Source organism: uncultured Parasphingopyxis sp., assembly GCF_937129435.1.
Lineage (GTDB): Bacteria > Pseudomonadota > Alphaproteobacteria > Sphingomonadales > Sphingomonadaceae > Parasphingopyxis.
Genome location: NZ_CAKZNF010000081.1, coordinates 1 through 21,899, shown reverse-complemented (window position 1 = coordinate 21,899; position 21,899 = coordinate 1). Strand labels below are relative to the sequence as shown.

Genomic DNA, 21,899 nt, shown 5'->3' with positions numbered 1-21,899 from the left:
ACCCTATCCGAAAATTCGTGTCACGCGCTCGATCCCGCGCACCAAAGCGGCGACGTCGTCGCTGTTGTTGTAGACGCCGAAGCTCGCGCGCGCCGTGGCGTCGACGCCGAGATGCGCCATCAGCGGCTGCGCGCAATGGTGGCCGGCGCGGATCGCCACCTGCTCTTCGTCCAATATGGTGCCGATGTCGTGGGGATGAACCCCCTCGATGCCGAAGCTGACGATCCCGGCCGAATCGTCCGGCCCGAACAGCCGCACCGAATTGATCTGGGACAGCGCCTCGCGCGCCTCCGTCACCAATGCGTTCTCGTGCAGCGCGATATCGTCGAGCCCGATGGCTTCGACATAATCGATCGCCGCATGCAGCCCGAGCGCGCCGACGATATGCGGCGTTCCGGCCTCGAAGCGCTGCGGCGGCGGGGCGAAGGTCGTGCCTTCGAAGCTCACCTTGTCGATCATCGCGCCGCCGCCTTCCCAGGGCGGCATCGCGTCGAGGATCTCGGCCCGCGCCCAAAGCGCGCCGATGCCCGTCGGGCCGTAGAGCTTGTGCCCGGAAAAGACGTAGAAATCGCAATCGAGCGCGGCGACGTCGACGGGCATGCGCGGCGCGGCCTGGCAGCCATCGAGGAGCAGCTTCGCGCCGACGCCATGCGCGAGATCGGCGGCACGCTTGCCGTCGAGCACCGAGCCGAGCACGTTCGAGACATGCGCGAGTGCGACGAGCTTGTGCGTCTCGGTCAGCATGTCGGCCATCGCATCGAGATCGATCCGCCCGTCTTCGGTCAGCGGGCAGACGTCGATCTTTGCGCCCGTCCGCTCGGCGAGCAACTGCCACGGGACGATATTCGCGTGATGCTCTAGCGTCGACAGCATGATCCGGTCGCCGGCGCCGATATTTACGCCGCCCCAGCTGTTGGCGACGAGGTTCACCGCCTCCGTCCCGCCGCGCACGAAGACGATCTCGCCCTCCTTGCCGCCGATGAAATCGGCAACCCGCCTGCGCGCCGCTTCATAGGCGACCGTCATATCCGCCGAGCGTGCATAGACGCCGCGATGGACGGTCGCATAGGTCTCGCCATAGCCACGCGTGATCGCGTCGATCACCGCCTGCGGCTTCTGCGCCGTCGCGGCCGTATCGAGATAGGCCCAGCCTTCGGGGATCGCCGGGAAGTCGGCGCGGCGGTCGAGCGCCTTTGCGTCCTCTCGCGGCGTAACGGCGACGTTCATACCAGCGCCTCCAATGCAGCCAGCGCCTTTGTTTCCATCGCCTCGCGCGCATCATTGTCGGCCATGCTCACAAAGGCGTCGGCGATGAACGCCTGCAGCATCAGCCGGCGCGCCTCCTTGGGCGGAATGCCGCGCGAGGCCATGTAGAACAGCGCCGCCTTGTCGAGCTCGCCGACCGTGGCACCGTGGGCGCACAGCACGTCGTCGGCGAAGATTTCGAGTTCGGGCTTGGCGTTGGCGGTCGCGCTGCGATCGAGCAGCATCGCCTTCACCGACTGCGCGGCGTCGGTCTTCTGCGCGTGGCGCGCGACGCCGATGCGGCCGAGAAAGCTGCCCGTCGCTTTATCCGCGAGCACCGAGCGCACGACCTGGTTCGACGTGCCGTTGGGCTCGTCATGGCGGACATCGGTGACGATCTCGAGCGTCCGCTCGCAGCCGCCGAGGATCGCGCCGCCCAGTTCGAAATGCGCGCCGTCCTCAAGCCGGACATCGACCGCAATCCGTCCGTAATCGGTATCGATGGCGAGGCAATGCAGCGCGAACCGCCCGCCCTTGCCGACATGGACGTCGAGCGTGCGAACGGAAACATTCGGTTCCGCTGCTTCGAGCACGATCTGCCGCGATGCCGTTTCGCCGGCAGGCACGTCGATCGTCTCGCGCTGTCCGGCAATGTCGGCCCAGACGCTTTCGAGCGCGCCGAGATCGGCATAGCGCCACGCCTCGTCGCGGCGGGTGGGAAGGGGGAGCGTTTCGTTCATGTCGTGCCAAGCCGGCGCAAGCCGGTCTTCTCATTTGAAACGCCGATATTTGAATCACGCAAAGACGCAAAGACGCGAAGAGCGCTACGCTGCAACCACCTTCTTTGCGTCTTTGCGTCTTTGCGTGAGACAATTCGACGCATCCGGATTGCGCTATCGCGCGAAGAAAGAAGGAAGCCGGTCGACATTACGCCGCCTCCGCCACGGCCTCATAGCCTTCTTCTTCAAGCTGCAGCGCGAGATCGGGCCCGCCCGTCTTCACGATCCGGCCCGCCGCCAGCACATGGACGTAATCGGGCTTCACCGTCTCCAGCAAGCGCTGATAATGGGTGATCAGCAGTACGCCCTTGTCGGGTTTGCGCATGATCGCGTTGATGCCCTCGCCCACGGTGCGCAGCGCATCGATGTCGAGCCCGCTATCGGTCTCGTCGAGGATGGCGAGTTTCGGGTCGATGATCCCCATCTGTACCATCTCGTTGCGCTTCTTCTCGCCGCCCGAAAAGCCGACATTCACGGCGCGCTTTAGCATATCGGCGTCCATTTTGAGCGCCTTGGCCTGTTCGCGCGCGACCTTCAGGAAATCACCCGCCGACAGCGGGTCTTCGCCGCGCGCCTCGCGCTGCGCGTTCACCGCCGCGCGGAGGAACTGGATGTTCGACACGCCGGGAATTTCGACCGGGTACTGGAAGCCCAGGAACATGCCCGCCGCGGCACGCTCATGCGGATCCATTTCGAACAGGTCTTCGCCGCCGAAGGTCACCTTGCCTTGCGTCACCTCATAGCCGTCGCGCCCGCCCAGCACATAGGCGAGCGTCGACTTGCCGGCGCCATTGGGGCCCATCACGGCGTGAATTTCGCCCGCGCCGATGGCGAGGTCGATGCCCTTCAAAATGGGCTTGCCGTCGACTTCGGCGTGCAGGTTTTCGATGTTCAAAAGCGTCATTCGCTGATTTCTTCCTCGTCTTCGGCCGCCGGCTCGTCTTCGGCAGGCGGCTGGTAATTCGGCGCTTCGCGCGCGACGAGCGCGGCGACGGCGCGGTCGGTCTGCTGGGTCAGCCGCTCAGCGCTGGCGCGGACTTCGGTCTCCGCGGCGCCCGGATAGCGGGGCAGTAGTTCGAAATAGAAGGCGTTGACATAGGCCGCGCGGGCGCCGGAGCAGCTGAGCACACTCTGCTCGCCCGCCTGTTCGGGCTCATAGCCCTGTTCGATCAGGCTGGCACCTGCCGCGATGGCGCAATCCTCATAGCCGTGCAGCGCGCGGGTCAGGTCGGAGATCTCCCGTTCCTCTTCCGTTTCGACCGCTTCATCAGGGTCGGTGATTTCCTCGTCCGCTGGCGGTTCGGCTTCGCTGTCCATGCCATCGTCATCGGCAATGGCGGCGTCTTCCTCGGCCGCATCGCCGTCATCGTCTTCGCCGCCGGTAACGACCTGGTCGCCGAACAGCAGGTCGATGGCTTCGAGATTGGGCTCGCCATCGGGCTCATCGTCCTGCGCGAGGGCGGGCGCGGCAGCGGTGGCCATCAGGGCCGCAATGGAAATGCCAAGCAACTTCATTTCATTGTCCTCTCGTCGACGCGCCTATCGCGCCTTCACATGGATCGGGACGGCGCAGCCCGGATAGCGCGCCGCCATCCGGTCCACCCAGTCGAATGCCTGCGGCTGATACAGCGCCGCCGCGCTCGCCGTGCGTTCGCCTTCGCAGGCCGCGAGCCGCGCAGGCAGCTCAGCCTCACTCGGCAGCCCGTTGGCACCGATGCACTGCGCATAGACCTCCGCCTGCACCGCGGCCGGACCGTAATCGCTGCGGAACTCAAGCGCGCCAGGGCAGGGTTCGGTTGCCCCTTGGAGGAGCAAAAATAGGGCTGCGGCAATACTCATCCGACACTTCCTTTAATTTGCCGATTCATGCCCTTGGCATCCTGTTGCAATCCGACTTGGCGCAGGACAGCATTGATCCGGTCGCGTTCGCCGGACGCCTTCGCCAGATCATACTCGTCCAGCAATCCGGCAGCGAAAAGGCGCTCATTGACCGTCATTGCAGAATAATTCTCAGCCAACGGACCCCTCCAGCGAAATAGCCAGAAGCTTCTGCGCTTCCACCGCGAATTCCATCGGCAGTTCTTTCAGCACTTCCTTGGCGAAGCCGTTGACGATCAGCGCCACCGCCGCCTCTTCGTCGAGGCCGCGCTGCATGGCGTAGAAGAGCTGGTCGTCGCTGATCTTGCTCGTCGTCGCCTCATGCTCGATCTGCGCGGTCGGGTTCTTTACCTCGATATAGGGCACGGTGTGCGCGCCGCATTCGTCGCCGAGCAGCAGGCTGTCGCACTGGGTAAAGTTGCGGACATTCTCGGCGCGCGGGCCCACCCGTACCAGCCCGCGATAGGTGTTGTCGGACTTGCCCGCGCTGATGCCCTTGGAGATGATCGTCGAACGCGTGTTCGCGCCGTTGTGGATCATCTTCGTGCCGGTATCCGCCTGCTGATGGTTGTTCGTGAGCGCGACCGAATAGAATTCGCCGACGCTGTTTTCGCCGTTCAAGACGCAGCTCGGATATTTCCAGGTGATCGCGCTGCCCGTCTCGACCTGCGTCCAGCTGATCTTGCTGTTCCTGCCTTGGCACAGGCCGCGCTTGGTCACGAAATTGTAGATGCCGCCCTTGCCGTCCTTGTCGCCCGGATACCAGTTCTGGACGGTCGAATATTTGATCTCGGCATCGTCGAGCGCGATCAGCTCGACGACCGCGGCGTGCAGCTGGTTCTCGTCGCGCATCGGTGCGGTGCAGCCTTCGAGATAGGAGACATAGCTCCCCTTGTCGGCGACGATCAGCGTGCGCTCGAACTGCCCGGTATTTTCGGCATTGATCCGGAAATAGGTGGAAAGCTCCATCGGGCAGCGGACACCTTCGGGAATGTAGACGAAGGTGCCGTCGGAAAAGACCGCGCCGTTGAGCTGCGAGAAGAAATTGTCCTTCGAGGGTACGACCTTGCCGAGCCATTTGCGGACCAGGTCGGGATATTCGCGGATCGCCTCGGAAATCGACATGAAGATGACGCCGGCCTTGGACAGCTCCTCGCGGAAGGTCGTGGCGACGCTGACGCTGTCGAACACCGCATCGACGGCAACTTTTCTGGCGCCTTTGACACCCGCGAGCACCTTTTGCTCCTCGATCGGGATGCCGAGCTTCTCATACGTCTCGCGGATATCGGGATCGAGCTCGTCGAGCGATTCGAGTTCGGGCTTCTTTTTCGGCTCGGCGTAATAATAGGCGTCCTGGTAATCGATCATCGGGATGTCGAGCTTCGCCCAGTCCGGCTCTTCCATCTCCTGCCAGAGCCGGAAGGCCTTGAGCCGCCAGTCGAGCATCCATTCGGGCTCTTTCTTCTTCGCCGAAATGAAGCGTACCGTGTCCTCGTTCAGCCCCTTGGGCGCGAAATCCGACTCGATGTCCGACGACCAGCCGAATTCATAGGTTTCCGCCTTTTTCGCGGCGGCCCGCGCCTCGGCGTCCTGGATTTTGACTTCCTCGTTCATGCGCGCGCCTCCTGCGACAGGCTGGCAAGGGTGACGCCGGTCAGTGCGCCGCGGACGGCCTGGTTGACGGCGCCCCAATGCGGCTTGACGGTGCAGCAGGCTTCGAGCCCGCAATCATGTGCGCCCTGATCGACACAGGCCGTCATCGCGATCGGCCCTTCGATGGCCTCGACGATATCGGCCAGGCTGATCGAGGCCGCGGGCCGGCCGAGGCTGATCCCGCCGCCCGTGCCCCGCATCGAACGCAACAGCCCGGCACGCGTCAGCAGGCTGACGAGCTTCTGCGCCGTGGGCACGGGAATGCCCGTCTCGGCGGCGAGTTCGGCAGCGCTCGTACGCGCGCCGCCGCAATGGCGCGCGGCGGCGCTCATCATGACGACGGCATAGTCGGCCATATTGGAAAGACGCATGACACCCTTCGTTAATCGGATTGATTCGTTCCGATTACGATCTGGGCCATGACGCAGCGGAAATCAACCATTTGCCGCATGTGCGAACGAAAGAATCAGCTGTCGGAAACGAGCGGATCGACCTGTCCCGACAGGCCTTTGCGGCCTTCGGCGACGCGCCGGTTCAGCTCGGGCGGCGACGCGCGCATCTTGCCGGGGGTGAAACCGGTGAACTGCTTGAGCTCGCGGATCAGGTGCGACTGGTCGTAAAAACCCTCGGCGGCGGTGTCGGCGCCCTCGGGATCGTTGCGGACGAGTGCCGATGCCGCACGCAGCGCGCGGTGCTTGCGCGCGAGCAATTTCGGCGTCGCGCCGTAGAACCGCTTGGTCATCCGTTCGACTTGGCGCTTCGAAAGGCCCGTCTCGGCGATCAGGTCTTCCAGCTTGGGCGATGCATCGCTGAGCAGCCATTTGTCGACCGTCCGCGTGAACCAGAAGGGTGCGGAATCGGCCCGGCTCAGCAGCCCGCGCGCGAATTCATTGGCGATTTCCACCTTGGCGGCCATGGTCGGCGCCGCGATCAGCGCGTCACGCACCTGAAGCAGCCCTTCGCCGAAAACGGCGATCGCGTCGATCAGGCTGTCGCTATGCTTGTGGCCCTCGGTGCCCATCAGCGTGCCCCAGCCCGCTGGCTGCAGCCCGGCGCCGAAAATCTCGAGCGGGCCCTTGATATGGCCGATGGTGGGGCCGGTCGTCGGCCCGATGATCGAGATCAGCGACGATTCGTGATAGCTGCCGTCGTGGAATTCATATCCGCCGCTCCCGCTCAGCAGGAACCGGAATTGCGCGCGATCCGCCCGTTCCGTCTGGCGCGTCTCCTCAACATCGGCACGAAAATGATAGAAGGAGGAGACCAGCTCCTTCAGGTCGTCGGCAGGCGCAGCGTATTCCAACGAAAATTTGGAAAGATCGTCCACCAATGCGTCCCGTTATATATTTTTATGGCGCCATTGTGCCGCATCAGGCTTGAAAAGCAACAAAAAAACGGCCCCGATGCCGAAACATCGAGGCCGTTAGGATCAGGAATCCCGGAATGGGCTTCCTTCGGGTCGCAAGGGTCGGATAGCGAGTCGCCGCTACGGCGTATTGGATAAAAGCGACATCATCGGACTATTTACCCTAACTTTGTTGCGCCGCGATCCACGCATCGATGTTTTCTTCCAACAGGTCGAGCGGGACCGGCCCGGGCAGCAATACCGCATCGTGGAAACCACCCCAGTCGAAGCGGTCGCCGAGTGCGTCCATGGCGCGTTGGCGCAGCTCCATGATCTTGAGCTTGCCGATCATGTACGCCGTCGCCTGGCCCGGATAGACGATATAGCGCTCGATCGCCTTGCGGATGTCGCCGTCCGGATTGGGCGTGTTTTCGGACAGATATTCGATCGCCTGTTCGCGGCTCCAGCGCATATGATGGATGCCGGTATCGACGACGAGCCGGCAGGCCCGCCACAGTTCCATGCCGAGCCGGCCGAAATCGGAATAGGGATCGGTGTAGAAGCCCATATCCTTGCCCAGCTCCTCGGCATAGAGGCCCCACCCCTCGGTATAGGCGGTGAAGCCGCCAAACCGGCGGAAAGCGGGAAGGCCTTCGGTCTCGGTCTGGATCGCGCGCTGCAGGTGATGTCCGGGCACGGCCTCGTGATAGGCCAGCGCCTCGAGCTCGGTCTTCGACATGTCGCGCAGATTGTAGAGATTGACGTAATAGGTGCCGGGGCGCGACCCGTCCGGCGCGGGCGAGTTGTAGAACGCCTTGCCCGCGGATTGTTCGCGAAATTCCTCGACCGCTTTCACGATCAGGTCCGACTGGGGCAGCGTGCCGAAATATTCGGGCAGCCGCTCGCGCATCGCGTCGATCACGGTATTGGCCTCGGCGAGATATTCCTCGCGCGTGTCGAAGAACATGTCGTCGTTGGTGCGCAGATATTCGAAGAATTCCTGCAGCGTGCCGTCATATTCGACCTGCTCCATGATCGCGCGCATCTGGCCATGGATGCGTTCGACATTGTCGAGGCCGATCTGGTGAATCTGTTCGGCGCTATAGTCGGTGGTCGTGTAATTGCGCAGCCGCTCGGCATAATATTCGGCACCATCCTCGAAGCGCCAGATGCCGTCATCGGTCGGCGCATTGGGCTGCTGCGCCTCAAACATCGCGATCAGCCGCTCATAGGCCGGGCCGACCGATTCGAGCAGCGCCGTCCGCCCGCGCGCGATCAGGTCCGCCTTCTCCTCGTCGGAAATCTCGAGCGCGTTCACCTTTTCCTGCAGGTCGGCCCAGAGCGGGGCGTCCTCGCCGCTGTCGTCGAAGGGCGCGCCGGTGATCACGTTGCGCGTGTCCGACAGCACATAGGGATAGACCCAGTCGGGCGGCATCACGCCGTTTTCGGCGCGCGTTTCGGCTTCGGCGATCAGCTGGTCCATCGCCGGACCCAGCAACGCCAGGCGGCTGACATAGGCTTCGGCGTCGTCCTTAGCCGAAACGCGGTGGATGTTGATGAGGAAGGCCGGCAGCCCGCTCTGTGCCCCGTTCATCTGGTCGAAGACATAATCGTTGTGGCGGAATTCGAATGCGCGAGAGCTGCGATCGGCCATCCGTTCGAACAGCGTATAGCTCAGCCGCGAATCCGCGCTCAGCTCGGCATCGGCGAAATTGGCGCGCATCTCGGCGAGGGCGGCCTGATGCCGCTCATGCCCTGCAACGGCATCGGCATCGCTGAAATCGCCCCATTCGCCATAATCCTCGTCGCGAATGCCGCGATAGGCCTTGGACAGCGGGGAGAAGGCGAGTTCGGCCTCGTCATAGGCCTCGAAGAAATCGGCGAGCCGCGCATCGGGCGGCGGCGGCATCATGCTGTCGGCTGCGGCGCCGGCAGCGCTTTGGGCAATTGCCGGGGTGACCGCGACACAGCCGAAAGCGAGGGCGGTCGAAAGAAACAATCTGCGATCCATGAATTGCGACTCCGTTTATCGTGACAGGCGCCCACCCTAGCCAGTCGCCGGGTGCTTTGACCAGCCTTGCCCCCGGTGCCATAGCGCGGCGCATGGGGCTCTATTCGCTTGTCCGGCCGGCCGTTTTCACGCTCGATGGAGAGCGCGCGCACCGGTTGACCATCGCGGGATTGAAGGCGATGCCCCGCCGCGCGCCGCACTCCGCGCCGACGGCGATGCAGGTCGAACTGGCCGGTCTGCGCTTTCCCAACCCCGTCGGCCTCGCCCCGGGTTTCGACAAGGACGCCGAAGTTTTCGACCGGATGTTCGGCTTCGGCTTCGGCCATGTCGAGATCGGGACGGTCACGCCCTTGCCGCAGCCCGGCAATCCGAAGCCGCGCCTGTTCCGGCTCACCGAAGACCGGGGCGTCATCAACCGGATGGGGTTCAACAATGCCGGTCAGCAGGCGGCGCTCGTCCGGTTGTCGCGGCGGGATCGCACAAAGGGGATCGTCGGCGTCAATATCGGCGCGAACAAGGATTCGGACGACCGGATCGGCGACTATGCCAGGGGAGCGGCGGCGATGGCCAAGGTCGCCGACTATCTGACCGTCAATGTCTCTTCGCCCAATACGCCCGGCCTGCGCGCGCTGCAGGACGAGGGCGCGCTGGCGGCGCTGCTCGAGGGGGTGATGGATGCGAAGCGCGAGCCCGGAGGAGAAAGGGGGCCACCCGTCTTCCTGAAGCTCGCGCCCGATCTCGAGCCCGCCGATATCGACGCCGTCGTGCGCGTCGCGATCATGCACGGCGTGGCGGCGCTCATTATCGGCAACACGACGATTTCGCGCCCGGACCTGAGGTCGAAACATGCCGGAGAGGCCGGTGGCCTGTCCGGCGCGCCGCTGGCGCCGCTGGCGCGGCAACGGCTCGCCGACTTTCACAAGGCCTGTGGCGGGATGATCCCGCTGATCGCGGCGGGCGGCATCGACAGCGCAGAGGAAGCCTGGGCGCGGATCAAGGCCGGGGCGAGTCTCGTCCAGCTCTACAGCGCGCTGGTCTATGAAGGTCCGGGGCTGGCGAAGCGGATCGTGAGGGGGATGGACCGGCTACGCCGCCGTGACGGGTTTGCGGATATCGCCGAGGCGGTTGGCACCGGATGACCGGCGCTTGCCCGATCGCAACGACAAGGAGAATTCCGTGATGCGCAACATCTATAGGCTGCTCGCAGCATGCGCCCTGGGTGCGGCCACGGCACCCGCAAACGCGCAACACGGTGCGGAGTCGGACGAAATACAGACCGCAAGCGCAGCAGAGGAGGCTTTCACCCGGCTATCCGCACTCGCCGGCATGTGGCGCAACGCCGACGATGCCGATTCCGCCCTCCGCGTGCATTTCTACCTGACCGCCCGGGGAACCACCTTGGTTGAAGAATGGATGGCGGGCGACCGGCCGCATTCGCTGACGCTATACCATCTGGCAGGCCCCACTCTCATGGTGACGCACTATTGCCCGCAGGGGAACCAGCCCCGCCTGATGCTCTCCGAACGGGAGGCGGACGACGCCATTTCCTTCGCCTTTTTCGATGCGACCGACCTTTCGGGCGACGAATCGGCGCTGCACGATCTCGCCATCGCCATTGTCGGCGACGATCGGATCGTCCGCAGCGAAACCTATCGGCAAGGCAGCGAAAGCGCGCCCTCTACGCTCAACCTCGTTCGCGCCGAAGCCGAGTAGGAAGCCGGCCGCTACTCCCCGACCAGCACCGCGCCTTCGCGCCGGGGATCGTAGCCGCCATCGACCCGGCCGCCGTCGCGGATGATGACGGCATGGACGCCCGAATCTTCGCCCTGGCCGGGTTCGAGGTCGATGCCGCGCTCGGCTAGCCCCTCGACGATTGCCGGATCGAAATCGCCGACTTCGCCGCCGATCCGGTTGCTGCGCGCGACGAGGTTGGGGAGCGCCAGCGCGTCCTGCATCGGCAAGCCCCAGAGTACCGCGCCGACGAGCGACTTGCCGACATAGGCGAGGATCGAATTGCCACCCGCTGACCCGATCGCGCCCGCGAATGCGCCCTCGCCATCGACCATGATCAGCGGAATCATCGAGGAGCGCGGCCGCTTGCCCCTTGCCACCGCGTTGGGGGCGAGGCTGCCGTCCGCCTGGTACGGGTTGAACGAGAAATCGGTGAGCTGGTTGTTGAGGAAGAAGCCGTCGACCATCCGGCCCGTGCCGAAGATCGATTCGACCGTCGTCGTCATCGAGATCACATTGCCCTGCGCGTCGCGGACGATGAAATGCGATGTGCCGGCCGGTTCGCGTGTCATGTCGGTGACGGTCTCGGACGCACCGGGCGGGGTTCCGGCCACGACATTCTCCGCCGATCGCGGCCCGATCAGCGCCGCGCGGCTATCCAGATAGGCCGGGTCGAGCATCCCGTCGATCGGCACCGTCGGCACGTCACCGACATAGCGGTCGCGATCGGCGTACATCAGGCGGCTCGCCTCGGCGAACAGGTACCAGGCCTGCGGATCGTCCGGCCCGCGCTCGGCGATATCGGTGCGGTCGAGCAGGCCGAGAAGCTGCAGGAAACCGACGCCGCTCGATGGCGGCGGCGGGACGCAGACGCGATAGCCCTGCCACGGCCGGCAGACGGGCTCGCGCACGACCGGGCGGTAGTTCGCAAGGTCCGCCATGGTCATCGTGCCGCCCAGCGGCCCCTGCCGGGTCCGCTCGACGATCCGCGCCGCCGTCTCGCCGCGATAGAGCGCATCGGGCCCGTTGGCGGCAAGGCGGCGCAGGAAATCGGCATAGTCGGGATTGCGGAGCCGGTCGCCGATCTGCAGCCGCGTCCCATCGGGTCGCGAGAAATAGGAATCGGCATCGGGCACCGAAAGCTGCGGAAAATCGATCGTCAGGAATCGCCCGAGCCGCGGGCTGACGATAAAGCCCTCATCGGCCGTCGCGATGGCCGATCCGAACAGCTGCGACCAGGGCAGGCTGCCATGCGCTTCGTGCACCATCGCCAGCGCGGCGACCGCACCGGGAACGCCGGTCGCCCGCCCGCTGACCACCGCGTCGCGAAAGCCGATAGGCTCGCCATCGGCGTCGAGAAACATCGTCCGGCTTGCCTGCGCGGGCGCCACCTCGCGGCCGTCATAGATGACGACGCTTTCCTCGGCGGCGTTGTAATAGTTGATGAACGTACCGCCTCCCATGCCGGAACTTTGCGGCTCGACGAGCGACAGCATCGCCTGCACGGCGACGGCCGCATCCGCCGCGCTGCCGCCGCGCTCGAACACCTCCATACCGGCGCGCGCGGCAAGCGGGTTGGCCGCGATCACGAAAGGCTGGACCAGAGTCTCGGCCTGCGCTTCGGTCACGGGCGGTGCGGCCGATTGCGCTGTGTCCGGTGGCGGCATGGCGGCACAGGAGGCAAGGGCGAGAGCGCAAAGCGCGGCGAACAGGCGATAAAATGTCATGGCCGCGTGTTAGGCGAGGCCCGCGCCGATTGTCCATCTGGCACTGCGCCCGAAATCCGCTAAAAGTGCGGCAACGAGAATCCCTTTGTGGACCCGAGAGGATAATTCATGGCCAGGCGCTCGCGGACCGCGCTCGAACATTTTCCCAATCTTCTGACGATGTTCTTCACCCGGGCGAAGGAGCGCGGCGATGCGCCGTTCCTCTGGCACCGGGAGGGCGATACGTGGCAGTCGCGCAGCTGGCGCGAAGCGGCGGAGCAGGTCTGCGCGCTCGCCGACGCGCTCGAGCGGCTCGGCATCAAAAAGGGCGACCGGGTAATGCTGGTCAGCGAAAACCGGCCCGAATTCTGCATCGCCGATCTCGCGATCATGGCGGCGGGCGCCGTCACCGTTCCGACCTATACGACGAACACCGAACGCGACCACGCGCATATCCTCGAGGACAGCCGGGCCAAGGCGATCATCGTCTCGACGCAGAAGCTGGCGACGACGGTCGTGCGTGCGGCGCTCAATTCGCGGCACGGCCGCATGGTCATCGGGATCGAACCGATGCGGATCGGGCAGGGCGGCGATATCCATTATCACGACTGGGAATCGCTGATCGGCGCCGAAGGGTGCGATGTCGAAAAGCGCGCCGCGGCTTGCGACTTCGCGCGCGAGGATCTGGCCTGCCTCATCTATACGAGCGGCACGGGCGGCGCGCCACGCGGCGTCATGCAGTCGCACGGATCGATCCTCGCCAATTGCGAAGGCTGCGTCGATATCATCGCCAATGATTTCGGCTGGGACGAGGAGGTCTTTCTCTCCTTCCTGCCGCTCTCTCACGCCTATGAACATACCGGCGGGCAGTTCTTCCCGATCGCATTGGGCGCGCAAATCTATTATTCGCGCGGGCTCGACAAGCTCGCCGCCGACATCGTCGAAACGCGCCCCACGCTGATGATCGTGGTGCCGAGGCTGTTCGAAGTGCTGCGCACCCGGCTGCTCAAGGCGATGGAAAGCCAGGGCAAGGTTTCCAACTATCTGCTGCAAAAGGCGCTCGATATCGGCGAGCGCGAGGCCGGCGGGAAGAAGCGGATCACCGACCGGCCGATGGATTTGCTGCTCGACATGATCCTGCGGCCGAAAATCTCCGAACGCTTCGGCGGCCGGATCAAGGCGCTGGTCTCGGGCGGCGCGCCGCTCAATCCGGAAATCGGCACCTTCTTCCATTCGCTGGGGCTGACGCTGCTGCAGGGCTACGGCCAGACCGAGGCCGCGCCCGTCGTCAGTTGCAACCGGCCGAGCACGGGGCTGAAGATGGATACGGTCGGCCCGCCGCTGAAAGGCGTCGACATCCGGATCGCCGAAGACGGCGAAATCCTGGTCAGCGGCGAACTCGTCATGAATGGCTATTGGCGCAACACCGAAGAGACCGAGCGCGCGCTGCAGGACGGCTGGCTCCACACCGGCGATATCGGCCATCTCGACGAAAAGGGCCGGCTCGTCATCACCGACCGCAAGAAGGACATCATCGTCAACGACAAGGGCGACAATATCGCGCCGCAGCGGATCGAGGGGATGCTGACGCTGGAGCCGGAAATCGGCCAGGCGATGGTCGCCGGCGACAAGCGGCCGTATATGGTCGGCCTGATCGTGCCCGATGCCGACTGGCAGAAGCAATGGGCGAAGGACCATGGCGCGGAGAACGACCTCGCCGCTCTGCGCGACAACCCGGAATTCCTGAAACCGCTATCGGCGGCGGTCGACCGGGTGAACAAGGGCCTCGCCGCGGTCGAAAAGGTCCGCCGCATCGTGCTCGCCGACGAAGCTTTCACCATCGAAAACGACCAGATGACGCCCTCGATGAAGATACGTCGGCATATTTTGCGCAATGTGTATCACGAGCGGCTCGACGGGCTGTATCGATAGGGTCGCGGTCACGAGCGATGGTGCCCTCCGCGCTCACCCTGAGCTTGTCGAAGGGTCGGTGCATTAACGAGATTACGCTTCGACAGGCTCAGCGTGAGCGCATGGACGATTTGCGCCTGCTCGTGCGCGCGACCGGAAAATTGATCACGCAAAGACGCGAAGCCGCAAAGAGATATCCCTCAAGATGGAACCCTTTGCGGCTTAGCGTCTTTGCGTGAGTCCATCGACGCCGGTGGCTTCTTGAAAACGTCGCAAGCGACGTCGAACGTCAGTCTCCGCCCTACCCCTCGCGCCGGTACGGCACGAATTCGCCGATCGAACAGCGGCCGTAGTCGGCACCGGTCTGCGTATCGAAAACGCTGATCGCGTCGCCGGCGCACAGATGCGTGCCGGTCTGCCGGATTTCGATCGCGCGATCGTGATCGAGGCCGGGGCAGCCGCCGGGGATCTCGCTGCGATAGACGACGCTCGTATTCTCGCGGAACAGAATCGTGTCCTCGTCGATGATCGTCGAATCGAAGCGCCGCGGGATGCAGCGTTCGGCCGGGCCGGGCGTTTTGCCGGCTAGCAGCCGATCCATCCGCGTATCGATCGGCAGTGCGCGTTCGCCGTCATCGGCCAGCGCCGCACCGGCGCCCGCGCCTGCCACTCCCAATACCGCTATGATCGCTAATGTCGTGCCACGCATGGCAATACTCCTTCAACAGCCACGCCCCCGAAATTCCGCCTATAGCACGGATTCGCTCAGGCTGCATCTTTTGCCGCGCGGCGCTCGGCCAATTCCTCGACCGATTGTGCGCGCATGAAGGGATTGGTCGCCTTTTCGGCGGCGATCGTCGTCGGCACCGTCGCCTCGCCGCGCGCGCGCATTTCGATCACCTCGGCCATCCGCGCCTGCAGCGCTTCGTTCTCCGGCTCGGCCGTCAGCGCGAACTCGCCGTTCGATTGCGTATATTCGTGCGCGCAATAGACGCGCGTCTCGTCGGGCAGCGCCTCAAGCTTGCGCATATTGGCGTACATCTGCTCGGCGGTCCCTTCGAACAGCCGGCCACAGCCCATGGCGAACAGCGTATCGCCGACGAACGCGACGCCTTCGGACGGAATATGATAGGCGATATGGCCGGCCGTGTGCGCCGGCACGTCGATGACCTTCGCCTTGACATCGCCGAGCCGGGCCGTGTCGCCTTCGGCCACCTTCACATCGAGCGTCGGAATCCGCGCTTCCTCGGCGCCCGGCCCGGTGATCGTGCACCCCGTCGCCGCCTTGATCGCCTCATTCCCGCCGGTGTGATCGGGATGCCAGTGCGTGTTCCAGATCTGCGTGATCTGCCAGCCGCGCTCCTTGGCCGCGTCGAGCACCGGATCGGCGACGGCGGGATCGACGACCATCGTCTCGCCGCTCTCCGGCTCATGGACCAGCCAGACATAATTGTCGTTGAGGACAGGGATGCGGACGATTTCCATTACCATTCTCCCACATTCTCCATGCTGGCCCAGGGTTCAGCCGGTTCCTTCGCGCCGTCCTTCTGCAGCAATTCGATCGAGATATTGTCGGGCGTGCGGACAAAGGCCATGCGCCCGTCGCGCGGGGGGCGGTTGATCGTGACGCCGCCATCGGACAGTCGCTGGCAGGTCGCGTAGATATCGTCGACGGCATAGGCGAGATGGCCGAAATTGCGGCCGCCGTCATAATCCTCCGCCGCGCTGCCGTCTTCGGGCGGCCAGTTGTAGGTCAGCTCGACCTGCGCCTCCTCATCGCCGGGCGCGGCGAGGAAGACGAGCGTGAAGCGGCCGGCCTCGACCTCGTAGCGCTTCTGTTCCTCCAGTCCGAGCAGATCGAAGAAGCGCAGCGTCTCGTCGATATCGGAGACACGGATCATGGTGTGGAGATATTTCATGGGACGATCTTAGAGCATTCGCACCAATTCCGAAACGCCGTCATTGCGAGCGCAGCGAAGCAATCCAGAGCCGCAGAGGGATGTCGCTTGAGACTCTGGATTGCCGCGTCGCCTTCGGCTTCTCGCAATGACGGACAATGAAAGATGCGCCCACCCTGAGCTTGTCGCAGGGTCGGTTCTGGTTCGCGAAGACCCTTCGACAGGCTCGGGGTGAGCGCAAAAGGAGTGTTGTACGATCAACTAGGGTGTCGGTGCGTCGCCACCCTCTTCCGCATCCATAACCTCATCGTCCTCGATCAGCCCCTCCGGCAGATCGACATCGACCGTCCCCTCTTCCGCCGTGAACTCGGCGAGGCGTTGCAGGTTTCGCGCGGCGGCCTGGCCGGCGGGGGTGTCGGGGCCGGCGGCGCTGGCTTCCTGCCAGGCTTGGCGGGCGACGTCATAGGCGTTGAGCCCGATGGCGATATTGCCGGCTTCGAGCAGCACGGCGGGGTCCTCGCGGTCGAGTTCGAGCGCGCGATCGATCAGGTCGCCCGCAGCCTCCAGCGCGCCCTGACGCCGCGCAAGCGTCGCCGAAAGCAGCCAGATGCCGACATCGTTGGGCGCCAGCCGCTGCGCTTCGAGCAGGTCGGCCCGCGCCGCATCGCCCTCGTCTAGCGCGACCAGAGCGCGCGCCCGTTCGGCATGGACCTGCGCCTGCGTTTCCTCGTTGAGCGCGCTTGATCCGAGCGCCGCGTTGAAGATCGCACGCGCCGCTTCGGCATCGCCCTCGGCCAGCGCCATGCGCCCGATGGACACGCGGATGCCCTGTTCGCGCGGATCGCCCGCGGTTGCGGCGAGGCCAGCGGCGCGATCATAGGCGGCGCGCGCCTCGGCGAAACTCCCGGCGGCTTCCTGCCCCACGCCGACGCAAAGCTCCGCCTCGATCCCGCCACCATCGAGCAGCCAGCGCGCGCCCTCGGCGATCGCGGCCTGCGGATCGGTGTCGGCGGTCTGGATGCAGCTCAACAGCCGGCGCCCTCGCCGGACGACGGGCGAATCCGCCTCGGCGGGTGCGGGCGTAGCAGTTTCACTTTCTTCGCGGCGTTCGGGCATGAGCACGGGGTCGATCACGGGGGGTGCGGCCTGCATGGCCAGCATCAGGAAAAGGCTCAATTCAACTCGCTTTCAGGCTTTCGAGCAGCCATTCGATTCCAGCCAGCAGCCGGGCGACATCCTCGACCCGGCTCAGGCGATGGTCGCCGTCCTTGACCAGCGTCACCTGCACATCGGCTGAACGCAGCTGCCGGGCGAGCCGGACCGAATATTCCCACGGGACGTCGGCATCGCGCTGCCCATGAAACAGCCGCACGGGAACGTCGATGCCGATCTCCGCGCCAAGCAGCCGGTTCGCCTCGCCGCTCTCGAAGAACGCCTTGGTCGTGATATAGGGTTCGTCGCCATAGTCCGAATGCTCGACCAGCTTCCCATCGCGCATGATGGTGAGCTTGTCTTCCTGACTGAATCCCCAGTCTGTAAAGTCGGGCGCGGCGGCCACGCCGACCAGCGCCGCGATGCGCTCCGGGTGCGCCAGCGCGCAAAGCAGCATCAGCCAGCCGCCCATCGACGATCCGATCAGCACGACCGGGCCGAGCACCAGCGCGTTGACGAGATCCATCACATCGTCGCGCCAGTCGGTGATCCGCTGCTCCTCGAACGCGCCGTCGCTGGCGCCGCAGCCGGCATAGTCGAGCAGCAGGCAGGCGCGATCCTCGGCCTCGGCATAGGCCCAGATCGTCTGCGCCTTCGATCCGGTCATGTCGGACATATAGCCGGGCAGGAAGACGAGCGTCGGCCCGATCCCCTCGCGATGGCGATAGGCGAGCCGCGGCTTGCCCTGGCGTTCGTGATACTGGACGTCGCTCATATTGCCCCTATCCTGCGCTGGCTGCCGGGCGGGACTGCCCGGAAACCGGCCATCGCGTCAAGGAGAAGCCCTGCCCATGCCCGACCCGCAAACCGCCGCCCGGCCCCGGCTCTATCACTGCGCCGCCGCGCGTTCGTTCCGCTGCCTGTGGGCGCTCGAGGAACTGGGGCGTCCCTACGATCTCGTCGTAATGCCCTTCCCGCCGCGCTATGCCGCGCCGGAATATCTGGAGGACAATCCGCTCGGCACGATCCCGCTCTTTCTCGACGGCGATGTGCGGATGACGGAAAGCGTGGCGATCTGCGACTATCTGGCGCGCAAGGCGGGCAGCGATCTCGCCATTGCGACGGACGAGCCCGGCTTCGGCGATTATTGCGACCTTCTTTCCTTCGGCGAGGCGACGTTGACGACGCCGCAGACGGTGTCGTTACGCTACGGTCGCTTCGCCCGGCCCGGCGAGGAACGGCCCGAGATCGACCAGGACTATCGCGACGTCTTCCAGAATCGCGTGACGCGGATTGCCGACCGGCTGGCCGACGGCAGCGAATATCTGGCGGCCGGCCGCTTCACCATGGCCGATATTTCGATCGGCTATGCCCTGATCCTCGCTGGCTTTTCCGGCAACGCCGATGCCCTTGCCGGCCCGCTCGCCGCCTATCTCGACCGGCTGAAGGCCCGCGACGGCTTCAAGCGCGCCAGGGCGGCGGAAAAGGCGGGCGGCCAGCCCGACGCCATCGATTGAGGGCGGTTAGTCGGCGGAAAGGATTTCCTCGATCGTGAATGTCCAGCATGTCTGTCTATTTGTCGATAGCGCTGGCCTTTGGGTCCGGATTCCCCGGCTTAGTGACTTCCTCACCCTTTTTCCCTATATCGCTGCCCATGGCGCTCAATCGCTTCTCGACCACGACTACCACCACCGGCATCTGCCGGGGGCGGACGGTCGCGCGTTGACGTAGCGGCCCCGCCGCCCGGGTTCGGGTGGCGCGGCGTCGGCCTCCCGGTCCTGCTTTCGAAATTCCGACGTCACCCCTTCCGGCGCGCGGCGGCTTCTGCCATGTGCGCGCCGGGGCGCGCGCGGAGAAAGACATGCGCGCCGGATGCGCATGAAGGAAACCGGTTTGATGACCGAGATGCTGAAGATCACCCTCCCCGACGGCTCGGAGCGGCAGGTCGCGCCCGGCACCACGCCGGCCGAGATCGCCGCCGATATCGGCCCGGGCCTCGCCAAGGCCGCGCTTGCCGCGCGCGTGGACGGGGAGGTGCGCGACATCATGCGTCCGCTCGAGCGCGATGTCGCGCTGTCCCTGATCACGGCGAAGGACGAGGCCGATGCGCTCGAGCTTGTCCGCCACGACTATGCCCATGTGCTGGCCGAGGCGGTGCAGGCGCTGTGGCCGGGGACGCAGATCACCTTCGGCCCGGCGACCGATGACGGCTTCTATTATGACGTGATGGCGCCCGAGGGCCGCGATCCCTTCTCGATGGACGATCTTCCCGCGATCGAGGAGAAGATGCGCGAGATCATCAGGGCGGACAAGCCGCTGCGCCGCGAGGTGTGGTCGCGCGAACAGCTGATCGAGAAATGGCAGAGCGAGGGCGAGACGTTCAAGGCGGAATGGGCCGCCGAACTACCCGAGAATGAGGAACTGACGGTCTACTGGTCGGGTGACGACTGGCTCGACATGTGCCGCGGCCCGCATCTTGCAAGCACGGGCAAGCTCGACCCGCAGGCCTTCAAACTGATGCGCGTCGCGGGCGCCTATTGGCGGGGCGACCAGAAGAATGCGCAGCTGACGCGTATCTACGGCACCGGCTGGCTGAACAAGAAGCAGCTCAACGCCTATCTGCATCGTCTCGAAGAGGCGCAGAAGCGCGATCATCGCAAGCTGGGGCAGGAAATGGACCTGTTCCACCTGCAGCAGGAAGCGCACGGATCGGTCTTCTGGCATCCCAAGGGCTATCGCATCTGGCGCGAGCTGGAGAGCTATATGCGGCGCAAGATGGACGGCGCGGGCTATCGCGAGATCAAGACGCCGCAGGTGATGGACGCCCGGCAATGGGAGAAATCCGGCCATTGGGGCAAATATCGCGAGAACATGTTCGTCATCCCCGACGAAGTGCCGAATACCGAGGATGACGCCGAACTCGTGTCGCACGACGCCGAGTGGATGGCGCTGAAGCCGATGAACTGCCCCGCGCACGTCCTCGTCTTCAAGCAGGGCATCACATCCTATCGCGACCTGCCGGTCCGGCTGGGTGAAATGGGCTGCTGCCACCGCAACGAACCGCATGGCGCGCTCCACGGCCTGATGCGCGTGCGCCAATTTACGCAGGACGATGCCCATATCTTCTGCACCGAGGATCAGGTGATCGAAGAGACGCGGCGCTTCTGCGAACTCGCCGATACGGTCTATGCCGATTTCGGGTTCACATATGAGATCAAGCTGGCGCTGCGCCCCGAACAGCGCTTCGGGTCGGACGAGGACTGGGACAAGGCGGAGGCCGAGCTGCGGCAGGCCGTCGTCGATGCCGGCATGGCGACCGAGGAATATGGCTGGGAAGAGCTTCCCGGCGAAGGCGCCTTTTATGCGCCGAAGCTCGAATGGCATCTGACCGACGCGATCGGCCGGACATGGCAGGTCGGCACGATCCAGTCGGACCGGGTGCTGCCCGAACGGCTCGATGCGAGCTATGTCGGCGAGGATGGCGAGCGGCATCGCCCCGTCATGCTCCACCGCGCGATCTTCGGCAGCTATGAACGCTTTATCGGTATCCTGATCGAGCATTTCGCCGGGCGACTGCCCGTATGGCTCGCGCCGGTACAGGCGGTGGTCGCGACGATCGTCTCGGATGCCGACGATTACGCCAACGAGGTCGAGGCGAAGCTCGCTGCGGCAGGGATCCGGGTCGAGACCGATCTTCGCAACGAGAAGATCAACTACAAGGTCCGCGAACATTCCGTGGGCAAGGTTCCGGTCATCCTCGCCATCGGCCACCGCGAAGTCGAGGAGCGGACGGTCACCGTGCGCCGCCTCGGCGAGAAGCAGACCTCTGTAACATCGCTGACGGACATCGTGAGCGAGCTGTCGCGCAGCGCGACGCCGCCCGATCTGCTGTAACATTACGTCAGAACCGGCAACGTAAAGGGCTCCGATTGTTTCGGGGCCCTTTTTCGTTTCCCTGATTTCACTCGGTTTCTGCGGCTGCGCAGTGTCACACAGCCATGACGTGCCCTGACACGGGCGTGATGCACAGCTGCGTGAATGGCCTGCGGCGGGACGTCGCGTCAGGCTTGGGGCACCGACCGGCAGGACCGCCGGACCACGGTCAAGCAAACAACCGAATACTGTCTGACGAAAGGAAAAGACATGTCCTCCACCCTCAAGACCGCAGCCCTCGTGGGTGCCATCGCCGCATCGTTCGCCGCCACCGTCGTCCAGGTGCTCTCGGTGAAGGTCGTCATGAAGATATCATAACGCTCCTGCGGATCGGAGAGGAGGTCGAAGACCTGCGGGACGGTCGCCACGTAGCTCTCCGCGCCCTTCCAGCCGAGGTTGGTGTCGACCGCGAGGCCGCCCGTCGAGGCGCCGTCGTCGCCGCGCAGGTTGAACACGAACTTGAACTGGCCGCCGCGCACGGCACCCGGGCTCAGCTCGTCCTCGGTGAAGTAGTACCATTCGTTGCGCGGGCTGTCGCCCGAGCCGGTCCAGACCGGGGTCATGTCGTAGCTGTCGAAGATGGTCGGCTTTCCCTCGCGATCTTCCTTCGGAAGTTCCACGTCAGCGAGCGACGCAAATGTCGCCATCAGGTCGAGG

General features: G+C 64.8%; 21 protein-coding genes and 1 pseudogene. 5 read left to right on the top strand and 17 right to left on the bottom strand.

The annotated features are described in order from the left end of the window. Positions 1-3: 3 nt before the first annotated feature. The 10 genes from Q0139_RS12770 to Q0139_RS12725 form a co-directional block, all read right to left on the bottom strand. Entirely contained in the window at positions 4-1,227 is a 1,224-nt protein-coding gene (locus Q0139_RS12770) for a cysteine desulfurase (protein WP_298022584.1), read from the bottom strand. Next, positions 1,224-1,985 carry a SufD family Fe-S cluster assembly protein gene (locus Q0139_RS12765; protein WP_298022582.1) on the bottom strand — a complete coding sequence of 254 codons (762 nt, stop codon included), beginning with the start codon at positions 1,983-1,985 and terminating at the stop codon, positions 1,224-1,226. Before Q0139_RS12765 ends, Q0139_RS12770 begins: the two co-directional genes overlap by 4 nt. Positions 1,986-2,172: 187 nt before the next feature. Further along, on the bottom strand, positions 2,173-2,928 hold the full coding sequence (sufC, locus tag Q0139_RS12760; RefSeq protein ID WP_298022580.1) for a Fe-S cluster assembly ATPase SufC: 756 nt from the start codon (positions 2,926-2,928) through the stop codon (positions 2,173-2,175). Further along, the gene (locus Q0139_RS12755) at positions 2,925-3,506 is read right to left on the bottom strand and encodes a hypothetical protein (RefSeq protein ID WP_298022578.1); all 582 of its coding nucleotides are present in this window, start codon (positions 3,504-3,506) and stop codon (positions 2,925-2,927) included. The genes sufC and Q0139_RS12755 overlap by 4 nt, the downstream gene beginning before the upstream one ends. A gap of 57 nt (positions 3,507-3,563) precedes the next feature. After that, positions 3,564-3,863, bottom strand: a complete 300-nt coding sequence (locus Q0139_RS12750; RefSeq protein WP_298022577.1) for a hypothetical protein — start codon at positions 3,861-3,863, stop codon at positions 3,564-3,566. Next, a complete protein-coding gene (locus Q0139_RS12745) occupies positions 3,860-4,042 on the bottom strand; it encodes a hypothetical protein (RefSeq protein WP_298022575.1) in 183 nt (60 codons plus the stop codon). Before Q0139_RS12745 ends, Q0139_RS12750 begins: the two co-directional genes overlap by 4 nt. Then, complete coding sequence (sufB, locus tag Q0139_RS12740; protein ID WP_298022573.1) at positions 4,035-5,516, bottom strand: Fe-S cluster assembly protein SufB; 1,482 nt, start codon at positions 5,514-5,516, stop codon at positions 4,035-4,037. Before sufB ends, Q0139_RS12745 begins: the two co-directional genes overlap by 8 nt. After that, positions 5,513-5,926, bottom strand: a complete 414-nt coding sequence (locus Q0139_RS12735; protein WP_298022571.1) for an SUF system Fe-S cluster assembly regulator — start codon at positions 5,924-5,926, stop codon at positions 5,513-5,515. The genes sufB and Q0139_RS12735 overlap by 4 nt, the downstream gene beginning before the upstream one ends. Positions 5,927-6,021: 95 nt before the next feature. Next, the gene (locus Q0139_RS12730; RefSeq protein WP_298022569.1) at positions 6,022-6,882 is read right to left on the bottom strand and encodes an AraC family transcriptional regulator; all 861 of its coding nucleotides are present in this window, start codon (positions 6,880-6,882) and stop codon (positions 6,022-6,024) included. A 202-nt stretch (positions 6,883-7,084) separates the two neighbouring features. Further along, the gene (locus tag Q0139_RS12725; RefSeq protein ID WP_298022567.1) at positions 7,085-8,911 is read right to left on the bottom strand and encodes a DUF885 family protein; all 1,827 of its coding nucleotides are present in this window, start codon (positions 8,909-8,911) and stop codon (positions 7,085-7,087) included. Between the two features lie 92 nt (positions 8,912-9,003). On the opposite strand from Q0139_RS12725, the gene Q0139_RS12720 reads away from it, so the two are divergent. Together Q0139_RS12720 and Q0139_RS12715 are read left to right on the top strand one after the other, a co-directional pair. Then, on the top strand, positions 9,004-10,050 hold the full coding sequence (locus Q0139_RS12720) for a quinone-dependent dihydroorotate dehydrogenase (RefSeq protein ID WP_298022565.1): 1,047 nt from the start codon (positions 9,004-9,006) through the stop codon (positions 10,048-10,050). A gap of 40 nt (positions 10,051-10,090) precedes the next feature. Further along, the gene (locus Q0139_RS12715) at positions 10,091-10,624 is read left to right on the top strand and encodes a hypothetical protein (RefSeq protein ID WP_298022563.1); all 534 of its coding nucleotides are present in this window, start codon (positions 10,091-10,093) and stop codon (positions 10,622-10,624) included. A gap of 11 nt (positions 10,625-10,635) precedes the next feature. Here Q0139_RS12715 and Q0139_RS12710 read toward each other — a convergent pair whose 3' ends face one another. After that, positions 10,636-12,369 carry a gamma-glutamyltransferase family protein gene (locus Q0139_RS12710; protein WP_298022562.1) on the bottom strand — a complete coding sequence of 578 codons (1,734 nt, stop codon included), beginning with the start codon at positions 12,367-12,369 and terminating at the stop codon, positions 10,636-10,638. 108 nt (positions 12,370-12,477) lie between these two features. Here Q0139_RS12710 and Q0139_RS12705 point away from each other — a divergent pair, with 108 nt between their 5' ends. Continuing rightward, positions 12,478-14,280 carry a long-chain fatty acid--CoA ligase gene (locus Q0139_RS12705; RefSeq protein ID WP_298022560.1) on the top strand — a complete coding sequence of 601 codons (1,803 nt, stop codon included), beginning with the start codon at positions 12,478-12,480 and terminating at the stop codon, positions 14,278-14,280. A gap of 280 nt (positions 14,281-14,560) precedes the next feature. Here the strand turns inward: Q0139_RS12705 and Q0139_RS12700 are convergent, their stop codons facing one another. The 5 genes from Q0139_RS12700 to Q0139_RS12680 form a co-directional block, all read right to left on the bottom strand. Further along, complete coding sequence (locus Q0139_RS12700; protein WP_298022557.1) at positions 14,561-14,968, bottom strand: hypothetical protein; 408 nt, start codon at positions 14,966-14,968, stop codon at positions 14,561-14,563. Positions 14,969-15,024: 56 nt separating this feature from the next. After that, the gene (gene gloB / locus Q0139_RS12695; protein ID WP_298022555.1) at positions 15,025-15,750 is read right to left on the bottom strand and encodes a hydroxyacylglutathione hydrolase; all 726 of its coding nucleotides are present in this window, start codon (positions 15,748-15,750) and stop codon (positions 15,025-15,027) included. Then, positions 15,744-16,178 carry a VOC family protein gene (locus tag Q0139_RS12690; protein WP_298022554.1) on the bottom strand — a complete coding sequence of 145 codons (435 nt, stop codon included), beginning with the start codon at positions 16,176-16,178 and terminating at the stop codon, positions 15,744-15,746. The genes gloB and Q0139_RS12690 overlap by 7 nt, the downstream gene beginning before the upstream one ends. Before the next feature lie 240 nt (positions 16,179-16,418). Then, positions 16,419-17,333: a tetratricopeptide repeat protein gene (locus Q0139_RS12685; RefSeq protein WP_298022552.1), complete on the bottom strand. Its 915-nt coding sequence runs from the start codon at positions 17,331-17,333 to the stop codon at positions 16,419-16,421. Position 17,334: 1 nt separating this feature from the next. Continuing rightward, positions 17,335-18,084 (bottom strand): alpha/beta hydrolase, encoded by a 750-nt coding sequence (locus tag Q0139_RS12680; RefSeq protein WP_298022550.1) that lies wholly within the window; start codon positions 18,082-18,084, stop codon positions 17,335-17,337. Positions 18,085-18,160: 76 nt separating this feature from the next. On the opposite strand from Q0139_RS12680, the gene Q0139_RS12675 reads away from it, so the two are divergent. Both Q0139_RS12675 and thrS read left to right on the top strand, forming a co-directional pair. Next, positions 18,161-18,826, top strand: coding sequence for a glutathione S-transferase family protein (locus Q0139_RS12675; protein WP_298022548.1), 666 nt, complete (start codon positions 18,161-18,163; stop codon positions 18,824-18,826). Between the two features lie 379 nt (positions 18,827-19,205). Next, positions 19,206-21,203 (top strand): threonine--tRNA ligase, encoded by a 1,998-nt coding sequence (gene thrS / locus Q0139_RS12670; RefSeq protein ID WP_298022546.1) that lies wholly within the window; start codon positions 19,206-19,208, stop codon positions 21,201-21,203. Between the two features lie 167 nt (positions 21,204-21,370). On the opposite strand, the pseudogene Q0139_RS12665 reads toward thrS, so the two are convergent. Beyond that, positions 21,371-21,899 (bottom strand): annotated as a pseudogene (locus tag Q0139_RS12665) (hypothetical protein); the annotation flags it as partial.